16 protein-coding genes and 1 pseudogene are annotated in these 15170 nt (G+C 73.9%); 7 read left to right on the forward strand and 10 right to left on the reverse strand.

Features of this window, described 5'->3' with window-relative positions:
- The 3 genes and pseudogenes from IE219_RS31575 to IE219_RS06205 all read left to right on the forward strand — a co-directional run.
- Positions 1–446 (forward strand): annotated as a pseudogene (locus tag IE219_RS31575) (hypothetical protein); the annotation flags it as partial.
- A 156-nt stretch (positions 447–602) separates the two neighbouring features.
- Positions 603–1115: a hypothetical protein gene (locus tag IE219_RS06200; protein WP_189975533.1), complete on the forward strand. Its 513-nt coding sequence runs from the start codon at positions 603–605 to the stop codon at positions 1113–1115.
- Between the two features lie 355 nt (positions 1116–1470).
- The gene (locus IE219_RS06205; protein ID WP_189975534.1) at positions 1471–1764 is read left to right on the forward strand and encodes a chaplin; all 294 of its coding nucleotides are present in this window, start codon (positions 1471–1473) and stop codon (positions 1762–1764) included.
- 75 nt (positions 1765–1839) lie between these two features.
- Here IE219_RS06205 and IE219_RS06210 read toward each other — a convergent pair whose 3' ends face one another.
- Positions 1840–2706: a tyrosinase family protein gene (locus IE219_RS06210; RefSeq protein ID WP_189975535.1), complete on the reverse strand. Its 867-nt coding sequence runs from the start codon at positions 2704–2706 to the stop codon at positions 1840–1842.
- Positions 2690–3091, reverse strand: coding sequence for a tyrosinase family oxidase copper chaperone (locus IE219_RS06215; RefSeq protein ID WP_189975536.1), 402 nt, complete (start codon positions 3089–3091; stop codon positions 2690–2692). Before IE219_RS06215 ends, IE219_RS06210 begins: the two co-directional genes overlap by 17 nt.
- A 149-nt stretch (positions 3092–3240) precedes the next feature.
- On the opposite strand from IE219_RS06215, the gene IE219_RS06220 reads away from it, so the two are divergent.
- The 3 genes from IE219_RS06220 to IE219_RS06230 are packed head-to-tail and all read left to right on the forward strand — an operon-like array spanning position 3241 to position 5430.
- The gene (locus tag IE219_RS06220; protein WP_189975537.1) at positions 3241–3744 is read left to right on the forward strand and encodes a DUF5949 family protein; all 504 of its coding nucleotides are present in this window, start codon (positions 3241–3243) and stop codon (positions 3742–3744) included.
- Positions 3745–3761: 17 nt separating this feature from the next.
- Entirely contained in the window at positions 3762–4403 is a 642-nt protein-coding gene (locus IE219_RS06225) for a vitamin K epoxide reductase family protein (protein ID WP_189975538.1), read from the forward strand.
- A gap of 16 nt (positions 4404–4419) precedes the next feature.
- Positions 4420–5430, forward strand: a complete 1011-nt coding sequence (locus IE219_RS06230) for a glycoside hydrolase family 26 protein (RefSeq protein WP_229849625.1) — start codon at positions 4420–4422, stop codon at positions 5428–5430.
- Here IE219_RS06230 and IE219_RS06235 read toward each other — a convergent pair.
- Complete coding sequence (locus tag IE219_RS06235; RefSeq protein WP_189975539.1) at positions 5396–5992, reverse strand: acyl-CoA-like ligand-binding transcription factor; 597 nt, start codon at positions 5990–5992, stop codon at positions 5396–5398. The two genes, IE219_RS06230 and IE219_RS06235, sit on opposite strands and share 35 nt — an antisense overlap.
- A 17-nt stretch (positions 5993–6009) precedes the next feature.
- Complete coding sequence (gene trhA / locus IE219_RS06240) at positions 6010–6708, reverse strand: PAQR family membrane homeostasis protein TrhA (RefSeq protein WP_189975540.1); 699 nt, start codon at positions 6706–6708, stop codon at positions 6010–6012.
- A gap of 199 nt (positions 6709–6907) precedes the next feature.
- Here trhA and IE219_RS06245 point away from each other — a divergent pair, with 199 nt between their 5' ends.
- Positions 6908–8725, forward strand: coding sequence for a phosphoenolpyruvate carboxykinase (GTP) (locus IE219_RS06245; RefSeq protein ID WP_189975541.1), 1818 nt, complete (start codon positions 6908–6910; stop codon positions 8723–8725).
- Positions 8726–8864: 139 nt separating this feature from the next.
- Here the strand turns inward: IE219_RS06245 and IE219_RS06250 are convergent, their stop codons facing one another.
- The 6 genes from IE219_RS06250 to IE219_RS06275 all read right to left on the reverse strand — a co-directional run bounded on the left by IE219_RS06250 (position 8865) and on the right by IE219_RS06275 (position 15169).
- On the reverse strand, positions 8865–9758 hold the full coding sequence (locus tag IE219_RS06250) for a poly-gamma-glutamate hydrolase family protein (RefSeq protein ID WP_189975542.1): 894 nt from the start codon (positions 9756–9758) through the stop codon (positions 8865–8867).
- 25 nt (positions 9759–9783) lie between these two features.
- On the reverse strand, positions 9784–10386 hold the full coding sequence (locus tag IE219_RS06255; RefSeq protein ID WP_189975543.1) for a hypothetical protein: 603 nt from the start codon (positions 10384–10386) through the stop codon (positions 9784–9786).
- A complete protein-coding gene (locus IE219_RS06260; protein WP_189975544.1) occupies positions 10373–11959 on the reverse strand; it encodes a substrate-binding and vWA domain-containing protein in 1587 nt (528 codons plus the stop codon). The genes IE219_RS06255 and IE219_RS06260 overlap by 14 nt, the downstream gene beginning before the upstream one ends.
- Positions 11956–13209, reverse strand: coding sequence for a toxic anion resistance protein (locus IE219_RS06265; RefSeq protein ID WP_189975545.1), 1254 nt, complete (start codon positions 13207–13209; stop codon positions 11956–11958). The genes IE219_RS06260 and IE219_RS06265 overlap by 4 nt, the downstream gene beginning before the upstream one ends.
- Positions 13206–14330 (reverse strand): hypothetical protein, encoded by a 1125-nt coding sequence (locus tag IE219_RS06270; protein ID WP_189975546.1) that lies wholly within the window; start codon positions 14328–14330, stop codon positions 13206–13208. The genes IE219_RS06265 and IE219_RS06270 overlap by 4 nt, the downstream gene beginning before the upstream one ends.
- Before the next feature lie 95 nt (positions 14331–14425).
- Entirely contained in the window at positions 14426–15169 is a 744-nt protein-coding gene (locus tag IE219_RS06275; protein WP_189975547.1) for a DUF4232 domain-containing protein, read from the reverse strand.
- Position 15170 lies beyond the last annotated feature (1 nt).

Raw genomic sequence — 15170 nt, forward strand, 5'->3', positions numbered from 1 at the left:
CGCCCCCCGTCACCACGCCCCCGGTGACCACGCCCCCGGTGACGACCCCGCCGGTCACGACACCCCCGGTCACCACGCCTCCGGTGACCACTCCGCCGGTGACGACGCCCCCCGTCACCACGCCTCCCGTCACCACCCCGCCGGTGACCACGCCCCCGGTCGACTGCGGATACGGCGACGAGGGACCGGACTGCGAGACCACGCCCCCGGTGACCACCCCGCCCGTCACCACCCCGCCGGTCGACTGCGGTTACGGGGACGAGGGGCCGGACTGCGAGACCACGCCGCCCGTGACCACCCCGCCCACGGACAAGCCCGAACTGCCCCACACGGGCACCGACGACACCGCCCTCTGGGCGGCGGGCGCGGTCAGCGCCGCCCTCATCGTCGGCGGCGCCGTGCTCCAGCTGCGGGGCGGCCGCCTCGTCCGGAGCCGCCGCCACTGACGTACCGGCGTCCCGGACGCACCGGCGTCCCCGGCGTACCGGCACCCCGCCGTGACGCCCCCGAAGGCCCCCGCCGACACCGGCGGGGGCCTTCCCCGTTGCTGCACATGGGGGAACGGGCCGCGACGTTTCGGCCGAGAGCCTCGTTCTCCAGGCATGAATCTGCGCTCTCACGCCGGCATGGGCCTCCTCATGACCGCGCTCGCCTCCGTCGCCCTGGCCGCCCCGGCCTCCGCCGTCGAGGCCCCGGTGGTCGTCCCCCTCCAGGGCCTGGAGCCGGTCCTGCCGATGGACGCCCCGACCGTCGCCACCGGCGTCCCCGTCCCGGTGCCCGGCGCCCCCACCGGCTTCCAGAAGGGCACGAGCGCGCTGCCCGACGTCACCCTGCCCAGCGTCCCGCTGGCCGGCACCCTGCCCGAGACCGTCGTGGCGGCCCCGCTCCCCGAGCTGGTGAAGGGCAGCGAGCCCGGCCGGGCGCTGCTCGCCACCCCGCACTCCGAGATGCAGGCCGCCACCCCCGGCGCGGTCCTCGGCACCCCGGTCGAGGCGCCCCGGGGCAACGGCCTCGGCGGCCTGCCCGACCTCGCCGCGCCGCGCCTCGGCCTCGTCTCCCCGGCGCTCAGCGGCGCCCTCGACTCCCAGCTCGGCCTCGCCCCCGACCACGGCTGACCCGGCACTCCCCTCCACGCACATATTCGGACTTCCGTGCGATCGCGGTCCGGCCGGGTGAAGACACGATTCTTCCCCGCCACCCCAAGGGCCGATGGTCGTTGCACCGGAAGGCTTGTCGCATGGCCGCGGCCCGCGGACCGGAGGCTCCCGTCGTAATCCGACGGCGGACGCCCTCCGGTCCGCGGGCCATTTCCCCCGCCCCTTTTCCCGCTTCCGCGGGCCGCGCGGGAGGGATTTTCCGATGTTCCCCTTCCCGTTCGGCCCAAAGGCCGTGACCCGGTCCCCGGTGCGGCGTTTAACGGAAGTGACGGCCGTGATCCCTGCGGTCGCTCGAACCATTCAAGGAGTTCTGATGTCTCGCATCGCCAAGGCCGCCGCCGTTCTGGCCGGCACCGGTGCCGTCGCCCTCAGCGGAGCCGGTCTGGCCCTCGCCGACTCGGGCGCCGAGGCCGTCGCCGCCCACTCGCCCGGCGTCGCCTCCGGAAACGCCGTCCAGGCCCCGATCCACGTGCCGCTCAACGTCTGCGGCAACACCGTCAACGTCATCGGCCTGCTGAACCCGGCCTTCGGCAACACCTGCGCCAACGTCGACGCCCCCGAGGGCGACAACGGCGGTGGCTACGGCGACGGTGGCTACGGCGGCTGAACCGGCCCCGCCTCCCGCGCGTCCCCCCGGCCCCACCAGGGCCGGGGGGACGCGCGCGTCCGGACCCGCCGTCCGTCAGGCGTACCGGTAGAGCTGCGAGTGGTCCGCCATCTCGGCCGGCGTCACGCCCCACGGCTGCATCGGCTGGTGCCGCGCGATCACCTTCCGGTACTGCGCGTCGCCCACCGGCGGCGGGGTCGCCGGCAGGTACGCGGCCCCCGGATTGCGCTGCTGCCACCGGGACCACACCAGGTCCACGAAGGAGTGGTGCAGCCAGAACACCGGATCGTTCACCGAACCGCCGCCCAGCATCAGGCCGCCCACCCAGCGGTGCACCCGGTTGTGGATCCGGAAGCGGTCGTTGCCCGAGCCCGGCGCCCAGCCCTCCAGCCGGTTGCGGAAGCCCGACGGGCTCGTCGAGTTCCACGGCGCCGTGTCGTACGTCCGCTCCCGCATCACCTCCTCCAGCTGGCCCGCCGTCGGCAGCGCGATCGGATCACCCGGCCGGCCCAGGTCCCGGGTCAGGTACGAGACCTCCGTCATCGCGTACTTCACCGTCCACTTCCCCCCGCCGTACGCGAAGGGGCCGGTGGTGACCCGGAGGTCCGAGCGGCGGCCGTTGCCGCCCATGAAGTCCTCCGCCCAGATCGACGACGCCGGGCTGTTGTCCCGGGTCCAGTCCCAGTACGGGACCGTCACCGTCCCGTCGATCCGGCGCAGCGCCCGCTCGAACTCCAGCAGGAAGCGGCGGTGCCACGGCAGGAAGCTCGGCGTCATGTGCGCCGTCCGCAGCCGGCCGCCGCCGTCGGCCGTGTAGTAGTCGATGTGGGTGCGGACGAACTCGTCGTACTCGCCCCGCCGCTTCAGTTCGAGCACGGCGGCCACGAACCTCCGGCGCTCGGACGCGGTCAGGTCGCGCTGGTTCTTACGCGTGTACACCACGCGGGGTGCCTCCCGTCGGTTCGGTGTGGTCGCCGTGCGCCGCCGCGTACCGGGACAGCGGGGCCGACCCCGCCGCGTCCACGGCCGTACGGGTGGCGGCGAGCGGGGTCGGGCGGGACTCGTAGTGGTCGAGCGGGGTCACCCAGCCGCCGTCGGCGCACCGCATCAGGTGCAGCGGCCGGCCGTCCACCAGGGCGACCGGCTCGCCGTCGGGACCGGTGAGGCCGCGGATCCGGCGGCCCGCGTACATCTCGTCGAAGGCGTACGGGTCGGTCGCCCGCGCCTCGGGGGCGCGGACCGCGATCCGGCCGAGGGCGCCGCCGGTGACGGCGGTGACGGCCAGCGCGAAGAGGGACCGGAGGGCGACACGGCGCGGAAAGGGCATCGGCGATCTCCTGGCGTCGACAAGGGGCCTCAGGGCACAACGATGAAAACCCGGGTTCGTTGCGGCCGACATGCCGAGCGGCCCAATGTCGGCCGGATGAGTGAATTCGGTACGGGGAAAGGGTGGTTGCACCACTAGCATCCCGTTTCATGACCACTTCTCACGTCGTTCCCGAAAGCCGCAGCATCTCCCCGCTGGGCACGCTCACGGTCATTCCGTGGTCCAGCGAGGCCACCGCGGAATCCGCCGGAACGCCTTTCCTGATGGCCTATTCCCTCGGCGACGGCCGGGACGGACCGGAGGCCGGTCAGCAGGCCCTGCGCACGGCCCTCGACTCCATGGGCCTCTCCGTCGGCGACCGCCTCTTCGACCTGGAGAAGGACGCCGGCATCAGCGCCACCCTGCTCGTCGAGGGCGGCTCCGCCGTCCTCACGCTGCCCTTCCTCAAGGTGCAGTGCCCGGTGCCGCCCGAGTGGCAGGCCGCCGCCCGCGAGACCGGCAAGGTGTACTTCCTCTGCTCGGTGCGGCCCTGGGCCGAGGGCGTCCCCGGGCAGCCGGTGGACGAGGACCGGCTGCGCGCCTTCGTCTCCGACGAGGCGATGCTCGCGGACTGCGCCCACGTCCTGCTGCCGGTCCGGCGCATCCAGGGCTGAGCGGAAGGAGCGGCGCGATGACGACGCTCGACGTCCGGGGCACGGTCCCCGGACAGCGGCGGGCCGGCCGGGAAGCGGACGGCACGATCGGCGCGGGCCGGGGGCTCGCCTGGCTCCTGGTCGTCACCGGGGCGGCCGGCAGCCTGGCCGCCTGGGTGATCACGATCGACAAGTTCCTCCTCCTGGAGGACCCGGGCTTCCAGCCGGGGTGCAGCCTCAACCCCGTGGTGTCCTGCGGGAACATCATGAAGAGCGCGCAGGCCGCGGTCTTCGGCTTCCCCAATCCGATGCTCGGCATGGTCACCTACGCCGTCGTCGTCGCGGCCGGCGCCGGGCTCCTCGCCGGGGCCCGGTACCGGGGCTGGTTCTGGCTCGGGCTCAACGCCGGGATGCTGTTCGGCGTCGGCTTCTGCACCTGGCTGATGGTCCAGTCGCTGTACGAGATCAACGCCCTGTGCCTGTGGTGCTGCCTCGCCTGGACGGCGACCCTCACCATGTTCTGGTACGTCACCGCGCACAACGTGCGCACCGGGGTGCTGCCCGCCCCGGCCGCGGTCCGCGGCTTCCTCGGCGACTTCGCCTTCGCCCCGCCCGTCCTGCACACCGGGATCATCGGGATGCTGATCCTGACCCGCTGGTGGGACTTCTGGACCGGCTGACGTGCGCCGTGCTCCGGTGAGGCGGCCGCGCGCGGTGGTCCTGGTGCCGGTCGCGGTGCTGCTGGCGGCGGCGCTGGCGCTGCTGCTGCCCGGCGACCGGCTCGCCCCCGGCGCCCGGCACACCGGGACCGGGGCCGCGCCGGTGCCCCTGGCCCGGGTCCCGTCCGGCTTCTTCACCGGCTCCGACGCGGTGGGGGTGCGGCGGATCGCCGGGGTGGAGGCGTGGCTGGGCGGCACGTCGCTGCGGGTCGGCCACACCTATCTGCCGGGCGACCGCTGGTCGAACATCGAGGGGCACCCGGAGCTGTTCGGGCCGTGGGCGCGGTGGAAGGCCGCCGCCCCGGGCCGCCTCTTCGTGCTGAACGTGCCGATGATGGACCGCAACGAGGCCGGGCTTGCCGACGACGAGGTCCGCGCGGGGCTGCGGCGCGGCGCGGACGGCGCCTTCGACCGGCACTTCCGGGCGCTGGGCGAGGGGCTGGTCGGCGCCGGGCTGGCCGACGCGGTCCTGGTGCCGGGCTGGGAGATGAACGGCACCACGTACGGCCACCGCTGCGGTCCCGACCCGGCGGCCTGGAAGGCGTACTGGCGGCGGATCGCCGGGGTGCTGCGGGCGGTCCCCGGGCAGCGCTTCCGCCTCGACTTCACGCCCAGCCGGGGCCGGGACGCGATCCCGTGGCCGGAGTGCTACCCCGGCGACGACGTGGTGGACATCATCGGCATGGACGCCTACGACCAGCCGGCCGGGCTCTCCTTCGAGGGGCAGGTCGGCGAGGAGTACGGGCTCGCGCACCACGTGGCCTTCGCGCGGGCGCACGGCAAGCCCGTCTCGTACCCGGAGTGGGGGCTCTTCCGCAACGGCGACAACCCCGCGTACGTGCGGGGGATGCTCGACTGGTTCGCCGCCCACCGGCCGGTCTACCAGACGGTCACCGACTACTGCCCGCACGGCGTGTGGGAGTGCCGGGACAATCCGCGCTCGGCCGCGGTGGTCAGGGGCGCGCTGGGAGCGCCGGCCCGGCCTTGAGGGTGTCGACCGCGCGGTGCAGCAGGGCGAGCAGGTCGTCGGTGCGGCCGCGCTCGGCCCAGTGGAGGACGGCCTCGCGCAGGGCGCCGAGGACGGCCGCGGTGAAGACCCGGACCTCCAGGTCGTCGGGGTCGCGGCCGGTGCGGTCGGCCAGGGCGCGGGCGAGCCGGCGGCCGGTCTCGGCGGTGGTCTCGGTGAGCCGGGCCCGGACGGCGGGCACCTCGGCCATCAGCCGGCAGCGGAGCCGGAGCTCCGCCGGGTCGGACTCCAGGGCGCTGCCGACGGCCGCGGCGAGGACCGCGTGGAGCGATTCGAGGGGCTCCTCGCCGGCCGGGCGGGCGCGCAGCAGGGCTTCGAGGCGCTCGTCGTCCTCGTCGGTGAGGACGACGTCCTCGCGGACCGGGAAGTGGCGGACGACGGTGGAGGGGGAGACCTCGGCCTCGCGGGCGATCCGCTCGATGGTCGCCGCCTCCCAGCCGTCGGAGGCGGCGATCCGCCGGGCGGCGGCGCGGATCTCCGCCCGGGTCCGCCGCTTCTTCCGTTCCCTCAGTCCGCTCGCCATGCGTCGATTGTGCCCGGTCAGGCCTGGTAGGCCACCAGGGAGATGCCGACGTAGTGGACGATGAAGGCGGCGAGGGTGAAGGAGTGGAAGACCTCGTGGAAGCCGAACCAGCGGGGGGACGGGTTCGGCCGCTTGAAGCCGTAGACGACGCCGCCCGCGCTGTAGAGCAGCCCGCCGACGACGACGAGGACGAGGACGGCGATGCCGCCGGTCCGCAGGAAGTCGGGCAGGAAGAAGACGGCGGCCCAGCCCATCGCGATGTAGCAGGGCGTGTAGAGCCAGCGGGGGGCGCCGACCCAGAAGACGCGGAAGGCGATGCCCGCGGCCGCGGCGGCCCACACCGCCCACATGAGCGGCTTCGCGGTGGAGTCGGGGAGCAGCAGCAGGGTGAGCGGGGTGTAGGTGCCCGCGATGATCAGGAAGATGTTGGCGTGGTCGAGGCGGCGCAGCACGGCCTCGCCGCGCGGGCCCCAGTTGCCCCGGTGGTAGAGCGCGCTGACGCCGAACAGCAGGCAGGCGGTGAGGACGTAGATCCCGCAGGCCACCCGGGCGCGCGGGGAGTCGGAGAGGGCGACGAGGACCAGTCCGGCCACGATCACGGCGGGGAACATGCCCGCGTGCAGCCAGCCGCGCAGGCGGGGCTTGAGCGGGAGCGACGGGGCCTGGGCGGTCGGTTCGGGCGCGACCGGGGGCGCTCCCGGCGTGGCTGCAGTCATGACACGGAATCGTACCTACGGCCCCGTAGGTCCCGGATATGAGTGGCGATGCTCACGTGTGCACCCCCCTGGACATATGGGCGCTTCGGGCGGATGATCAAATGAGTGTGGTCGGCACCGGATGAGCAGCTACGACGCATCCGGGTCGCAGCCCCCACGGGGCATACAGCGAAAAAACACCCCTCGACAAGGAGCGATCGTGGCGCGCGACAACGCGGCTCCCCTTCCCACCCAGCACCAGGAGCTCGTCTCCTGGGTGAACGAGATCGCAGAGATCACCCAGCCGGACAGCATCGTCTGGTGCGACGGCTCCGAGGCCGAGTACGAGCGCCTGTGCGAGGAGCTCGTCGCCAAGGGCACGTTCACGAAGCTCGACCCGGTGAAGCGCCCGAACTCGTACTACGCCGCCTCCGACCCCAGCGACGTCGCGCGTGTCGAGGACCGCACCTTCATCTGCTCCGAGAAGGAGGAGGACGCGGGCCCGACCAACCACTGGAAGGCCCCGGCCGAGATGAAGGAGCTCTTCGCGGGCTCCGAGGGCATCTTCCGCGGCTCCATGAAGGGCCGCACCATGTACGTGGTCCCCTTCTGCATGGGCCCCGTCGGCTCCCCGCTCTCCGCCATCGGCGTCGAGATCACCGACTCCGCCTACGTCGCCGTCTCCATGCGCACCATGACCCGCATGGGGCAGCCCGTCCTCGACGAGCTCGGCACCGACGGCTTCTTCGTGAAGGCCGTCCACACCCTCGGCGCCCCCCTCGCGGAGGGCGAGCAGGACGTGCCGTGGCCCTGCAACACCACCAAGTACATCTCGCACTTCCCCGAGACCCGCGAGATCTGGTCGTACGGCTCCGGCTACGGCGGCAACGCCCTCCTCGGCAAGAAGTGCTACGCCCTGCGCATCGCGTCCGTCATGGCCCGCGACGAGGGCTGGCTCGCCGAGCACATGCTCATCCTGAAGCTGACCCCGCCGCAGGGTGAGGCGAAGTACGTCGCCGCGGCCTTCCCGTCGGCCTGCGGCAAGACCAACCTCGCCATGCTGGAGCCGACGGTCCCCGGCTGGACCGTGGAGACCATCGGCGACGACATCGCCTGGATGCGCTTCGGCGAGGACGGCCGCCTCTACGCGATCAACCCCGAGGCCGGCTTCTTCGGCGTCGCGCCCGGCACCGGCGAGCACACCAACGCCAACGCCATGAAGACCATGTGGGGCAACTCCGTCTTCACCAACGTCGCGCTCACCGACGACGGCGACGTGTGGTGGGAGGGCATGACCGAGACGGCGCCCGCGCACCTCACGGACTGGAAGGGCAACGACTGGACGCCCGCGTCCGACACCCCGGCCGCCCACCCCAACGCCCGCTTCACCGTGCCGGCCGGGCAGTGCCCGATCATCGCGCCGGAGTGGGAGGACCCGAAGGGCGTGCCGATCTCGGCCATCCTCTTCGGCGGCCGCCGCGCCTCCGCCGTCCCGCTGGTCACCGAGTCCTTCGACTGGAACCACGGCGTCTTCCTCGGCGCCAACGTGGCCTCCGAGAAGACCGCCGCCGCCGAGGGCAAGGTCGGCGAGCTGCGCCGCGACCCCTTCGCCATGCTGCCGTTCTGCGGCTACAACATGGGCGACTACATGGCCCACTGGGTCAAGGTCGGTGCGAACGCGGACGCCGCCAAGCTGCCGAAGATCTACTACGTGAACTGGTTCCGCAAGAACGACGCGGGCAAGTTCGTCTGGCCCGGCTTCGGCGAGAACAGCCGCGTCCTGAAGTGGATCGTCGAGCGCCTCGACGGCCGGGCCGAGGGCGTCGAGACCCCGATCGGCGTCCTGCCGACGAAGGCGGCCCTGGACACCGACGGCCTGGACCTGGCCGACGCGGACCTGGACTTCCTGCTCACCGTCGACAAGGACGTCTGGCGCGAGGAGGCCGCCCTGGTCCCCGCGCACCTGGAGACCTTCGGCAGCCACACGCCGAAGGAGCTGTGGGACCAGTACGAGGCGCTGGTCGAGCGCCTGGGCTGATCCCGTAGCAGCATGAGACTCGTGGTGGGCTGCCCCGACATACCGCCCTGACCAGTGGGGTCACGACGGTCCATCACGACACGGCCGGCCCCGGAGCCCCCTCAGGCTCCGGGGCCGGCGCACGTCCCGGGGCGGCCGGTCAGAGGATCGGCTGGGCCGCCTCGACGGTCGCGACGGCGCGGCGGCAGGCGTCCCGGAACGCCACGAACGCGCCGTTCCAGGTGGCCGCGCGGGCGCTCCGGGAGGACGAGTCGTCGAAGAGGCTCTGCCGCAGCTCCGTCGTCAGCTCCAGCTGGCCGCCCATGCCGAGCATCGTGCGGTTGCACGGGTTGGCGGTGTGGCTGCCGTTGAAGTCGGCGAGGGTGGCGGCGTACGGGGCCGCGAAGGAGTCGACGGCGGGGAAGCCCGCCGCGGTCAGCTCGGTCACCAGGGCGGTGCGGAAGGCCGGGTTGAGGCCGCCGACCACGGCGACCCGGCGGTCGCCCGCCGCCGGGAACGAGGCGGTGGGCAGCTTCAGCTGGTCGAAGGTGCAGCCGTGCAGCGACAGCACGTTGAGGTGGCTCGCGGCGAGCGCGAGCGCCACGTGGTCGTCGCAGTTCTTCGAGGTGACGTGGAGCGCCTTGTTGCCGCTGGAGAGCAGCCCCTCGAACATGAAGTAGTCGTGGACGGAGGGCAGGACGGGCGCGCCGGCCGGGTCGGAGGGGCTGTAGCCCGCGATGCCGAGGCACAGCTCGCTGGTGCCGATCTCGATGCCGCCGCCGTGCAGGGCGAGGACCGCCGTGCGGGGGTGCTCCGCCTTGGCGGTCAGCGACAGGTCGAACCGCTCGTGGCGGCGGTGGCGGCGGCCGAAGGTGGTGCCCTCCTCGGTGCCTATCGCCGTGTACATCGCGGTGTTGGAGGGGTACTCCAGGGGGTCCGCGGCGGCGGCCGGGGAGGCGGCGGCGAGCTGGCCGAGGAACGGGGCCCCCGCCGTGGCGGCGGCGAGGGCGGTCAGGACGGTGCGGCGGGAGGCGGAACGATCACTGGATGTCATGCCCGGAACATAACCCGGACACGGCCTAGGCGCGGTCCTCCAGGTAGCGGGTGTGGGCCCGCTGCCGGAGCTCCTCCGCCTCCTGGAGGGAGGCCGCCAGGGCGGCGGCCTCCTCGCGCAGGGCGGCGAGCTGCCGCTCCAGATGCCGCTCGGGCGGCTCCGCGCCCGGGCTCACCCGGGACCACCAGCGGGTCCGTACGAAGGCGTCGACCGCTTCCGGCACGTCCTGGCGGACCGCGCGGGCCAGCACCCGCAGGTGCTCCGGATCGCTGACCCAGCCCGGTTCGAGGAGCGCGCCGAGCAGCTCGTCCAGGCCGTCCAGCGCCGTGCGGGCCGCCTCCGGCAGCTCCACCTCCGTCAGGTACTCCCGCAGGGTGGCGTGGTCCGCCCGCAGCGACTCCAGCTGCTCGTCCGGGCCGGGGAAGGCCGGGGTGCCGGGCCGCTCGGGCGGGGCGAGCAGCGCGCCCGCCCCGTACAGCCCCGCCACCACCAGCGGGCCCAGCGCCCCGGCCGCGCCGGTCAGCGCGAGGGCCAGCCCGGCGAGGCCGCAGGCGCAGCCGGTGAGGTTCTTGCGCGAGCCGGCGTACCGCAGCAGGCGGCCCGCCGGGCCCCGGTCACTGGTAGCCACGGATCTCCTCGAAGGCGCCGTCGAGGGAGCCCCGGGTGGCGTCGAAGACCTTCCCGCCGGTCAGGTCCGCGATCCGGTCCAGCTCGGAGCGGTCGGAGTCGCCGAAGAGGATGGGGAAGACCGGGGTGTGCCGCTGGGCCTCGGGCAGCGCGCGGTAGAAGGCGTCGAAGCCGTCGCCCGCCATGCCGTCGGTGTTCTCCCCGTCCGTCATGAGGACGACGGAGGTGAAGGTGGACCGGGGCGCGGCGCCCAGGCCGCGGTACGCCTCGGTGAGGCTGGAGTAGATCGCGGTGCCGCCGGAGGCGGTGAGCCGGCCGGCGTCGGCGCGGAGCGCGTCCCTGGCCTTCGCCGGGTCCTTCGGGTCGACCGTGTAGGTGCGGGTCGCGTCGCGCTTCACGGCGGTGCCGAAGGGCATCAGGGTGACCTCCTCCCGGTCGCGGAAGTCGCCGGTCAGCTCGGCGAGCGCCGTCTTCAGCCGGTCGAGGCGGGCGCCGGCCATCGAGCCGGAGGTGTCGAGGACGTAGACCGTGCGGGACGGGCGGCGCAGCGTGTTGTCGTACGCGTCGAGCAGCCCGTCGGCCACCGAGCGGCTGCCGGGGAAGGGCAGTTCGCGGCGCAGGTCGCGGTCGAGCCGGGGCGCCGGGTCGACGCCCGCGACGACCGGGCGGCGCAGGGTGGTGGCGGTGATCCGGCGCTGGGCCTCGGGGGTGCGCAGGTAGGTGGTGAGCCGCCGCGCGGACTCCTTGGCCGCGTCGGGGGCGGCGGTGAGCAGGGTGAGCGGGTAGTCGGCGGTGACGACGCCGTCGGCGGGCCGGATCACGGTGAGGTCGCCGGGTGTGGAGAGCAGCACCGACTCGTAGTTGACCAGCGCGTCGACGTCGGTGCGGCGGGCGTAGGCGGTGGCGAGCCAGCCGGAGGAGCCGGAGGTCAGCTGCTGGCCGGTGAAGAACGCGCGGAGCTTCGGCGTGGCCCGCCGGACGTCGGCGTCGGTGAGGGCGGACTGGGCGCCGGAGAGGCCGGAGGCGACCGAGACCAGGGCGGAGAAGCCGGAGTTGGAGCGCTTCGGGTCGGTCATGCCGTACGTCAGCTCGCCGTCGGCGACCGCCCGGTGCAGCTGCGACCAGGTGACCTTCCTCGGGTCCCAGCCGAGCCGGGCGACGGCCGCGGGGCGGACGCCGAGCGCCACCGGGGAGGTCATCACCGGCGTCTCGCTGGTGATCCGCCCGGCGGTGTCGGGGCGCAGCCGCAGGTAGTCGTTGGAGGAGAGCCAGACGGCGTCGTACTCCTTCTCCGCCTGCCCGGAGGCGATCCGCTCGACGGCGTCGAGGGTGCCCGCGTAGGTGGCGCGGACGGTGACGCCGGTGGCCTCGCGGGCGTCCTCCAGGACCGGTGCCATGTCGGCGAGTTCGGAGGAGGCGAGGACGCGGAGGGTGCCGGGCGCGGCGGCGGTGCCGGTGGCCGGGCCGGGGCCGGGACCGGCGGGGGAGGAGCAGGAGCCGGCGGTGGCGGTGAGGGCCAGGCCGAGGGCGAGGGCGGCGAACAGGCGGCCGCGGGGGCGGACGGGGTTTCTCATGCGGGGGTGCCGCCTTCCGGGGGGCTCGTGCGGCGGCTGCGCTCCAGGTGCGCGCCGGCCTCGCGGAGTTCGTCCGTGAGGGAGGAGACGGTCGCGGCCATCGCCTCGGTGGCCCGCGCCTTGTACGTGTCGATGGCGTCGAGGGTCTGGTAGATCTGCTGGAACGCGGTGCGCAGGGTCTCCGCGCCGACCGCCGGGTCGGCGGCGATCCGCTGGATCTCGCCCGTCTGCCCGGCGAGCATCTCGGCGTTGCCCCGGATCAGCTCCTCGGTGGTCGAGCGGAGCACGCCGACCTGCTCGGTGACCTTGCGCTGGTTCTCCAGCGCGGAGGCGAGCACGACGGCGATCCGCAGCGCGGACAGCGTCGTCGTCGCGGCCCGGTCCACGCCCTTGATCAGCTCGTTGTTGTTCCGCCGGACGACGTCCATGGCCAGGTAGCCCTGGGCGCAGACGGCGAGCTGGGTCAGCAGGTCCTGGTGCTTCTGGCGGACCGGGAAGAGGACGTCGGCGCGCAGCGCGTCGGCCCGCGCGGGGTCGGCGGTGGCCGCGATCCGCTGCTCGACGGCCGCGTCGAGGGCGTCGGTGAGGACGGCGTGCTCCTGGAGGCTCCCCATGGTCTCCCAGAGGCGGGCCCGCTCGGTCTGGAGGGCGGCGTTGTCGCGGCGCAGTTCGTCCTGGCCGCCGCGGAGCGAGCCGACGATCCGGTTCAGGACGGCCTGCGAGGAGGCGTACTTGGCGACGTGGTCGCGGAAGCGGTTGCCGCCGGGCAGCCGGGCGAGGAGGCGCCGGGCGCCCCGGCCGGGGCTCTCGCGCGGGTCGAGGTCCTCGACGGTCCGGCGCAGTTCGACCAGGGCGGAGCCGACGCGGGCGGAGGCGTCGCCGCCGCCCCGGCCGAGGGAGTGGACGGTGCGGTCGAGCATCCGGTGGGACTGCTGGGCGGCGGCCCGCATCTCGCCGGAGCCGAGGGCGGCGATCTCGCCGATCCGGCCGGCGAACTCGGGCGAGCGCGGGTCGAGTCCGGAGAGCGAGTCGACGTACGCCTCGGCCCGCCGGGTCATCTCGGCCCGGACCTCCTCGCCCAGCGGGACCAGGCCGGACGCCTGGGCGGCGCGGATCGGCGGGGGCGGTGCGGGCGGGGTGAGGACGAGCGGCGCGCCCTGCTCGGGCGGGGCGAGGACGAAGGTGCCCTCCGGGGGGCCCGCGTAGGGGTTGCGGGGCCGCCCGGCGCGCGGGTCGGTGGGCTCGGTCATGCGGGGTCCCCCTGGTCCCGGGCCCGCCGCGCCATGTCGCGCAGCACCGTGCCGGTGGGCACGGGCGCCTGGCGGACGCCGGTGAGCGTCTGGTTGAGGTAGGCGCCGTACGGGTCGGTGGCCTCGGTGAACTCGGGTGCGGCGCCCTGTGGCCGGAAGCCGTGCCGGACGGCGAGGCGGCGCAGCTCCGGGTCCTCGGAGAGCAGCCGGCCCAGCTCCTTGCCGGCCTCGGTGAGCGGCACGAGGGTGTGGTCGCTGTTGACCGTGGTGTCCGGGTAGAGCACGACGAGGTCGCCCATCGGGCGGCCGGCGAGGAGCTGGGCGGCGACCTGGGACTCGTAGACGAGGACCAGGGGGTTGCCGACGCCGCTCACGAAGTCCCGGAAGGGGGCGTCGGAGTTGGTCTGCTGGGCGCCCTGCACCCGGGTGAGCTTGCGGAGCAGCGGGGCGGTGCGGCCGACGGCCTGACTGCCGTCCGCGACCCGGCCGCCGTCGGCGACGTATCCGGCGGCGGCGAGGTAGAGCGCGCCGGAGCTGGAGGCGAGCGGGTCGGTGGAGGTGATGAAGAGGGTGCCGCTCAGTTCGGTGTGCTTGTCGGCGCCCTTGAGCTGCTGCCAGCCGCGGTCGGCGCGGACGGCGGCCAGGTAGGCGTCCATCCTGAGGATGCCGCTGGTGCCGCGGGCGCCGAGGGCGGCCAGGCCGTTGGCGGCGAGGACCCGGGCGGCGTTGCTGTGGGCGACGACGACGAGCGGCGAGTAGAAGGGCCGCAGCGGTGCGGCGACGGCCTTGTCGGGGGCCTTGGCGCGCAGCTCGTCGGCCGGTCCCTTCGAGGCCGGGAAGGCGAAGTCGTATCCCTTGAGGGGGAGTTGCTCCATGTCCCAGGACCCGGAGGTCTCGGTGTTCACGGTGAGGCCCTGGGCGGCCAGGGCCTTCACGACATCGGGGTCGGCGAAGAACTCGCCCTTCTCCGAGCCGATGACTCCTCGCACGGTCTTCGGTGCCGTGCCCTTGTCCTGAGGGCCGTTCGTCACGAGGACGAAGGCGACGCCGCCGAGGAGCAGGACGGCCAGGACGATTCCGAGAATGCGTCTCACGCGGGCAGCGTGCTCGCGGAAACCCACATTCCAGGGGGAGTCGGGTGGACGGCGGGTGAAGGGACGATCCCGTTAGGGAACCGGAACGGTGGCCATCGTGTGCCCGGGGTGCCGGAGCGGGGTCAGCCGGCCGGGGAGTCGCTGACCCTGCGCACCGGGCCGACCTCCATCTTCCCGCCGTCCTCGCCGTCGGTGACGGGGAGCGTGCCCGCCGGCCACTTCAGGGTGAAGGGCCTGACCTCGTTCGGGGGCGTCACCACGAGGTCGGTCAGCTTCACGCCGGTGCCGCCGGTGTTGTTGACCGGGTACGTGATGGTGAAGGCGGCGGTCTCGCCCTCCTGGAGGACCTGCGGCGCGGCGTCCTCGCCGTTGCGGTCCACGGAGAAGGTGTCGCCCAGGGACGTCTTGACGTCGACGCCCGGGAAGCCGTTGATGCGGCAGCCGGCGCTGCCGAAGTTCTTGAAGGTGACGGTGACGATGCCGATCGTCGCGTCCGAGGTGTTGTCGACGGCGGAGGCGTCGAGCACGGCGGAGCGGCACACGTCGGCCATGCCCTTGCCGATGTCGTCGGGGTCGGTGCCCTGGCCGCTCCCGCCGGTGCCGGAGCCGGTGCCCTGACCGCTTCCGCCGGTGCCGGAGCCCTGGTCCGTCTTGCCCGTCCCGCCGGAGCCGGAACCGGAGCCCTGGTCCGTCTTGCCCGTCCCGCCGGTCCCGCCCGCCTTGTCCGCCGACGCGGTGGAGCCGGCCTGCCCGCCGCCCAGCGCGGTGCCGTCGCCGTTGCAGGCGGTGAGGGCGAGGGTGAGGACGGCGGTGAGCGCCGCGCCGATGGTGGCGGTGCGCTTGCGGGAGTGGAACGTCGTACGCATG

Source organism: Streptomyces termitum (assembly GCF_014650175.1).
Taxonomy (GTDB): Bacteria; Actinomycetota; Actinomycetes; order Streptomycetales; family Streptomycetaceae; genus Streptomyces; species Streptomyces termitum.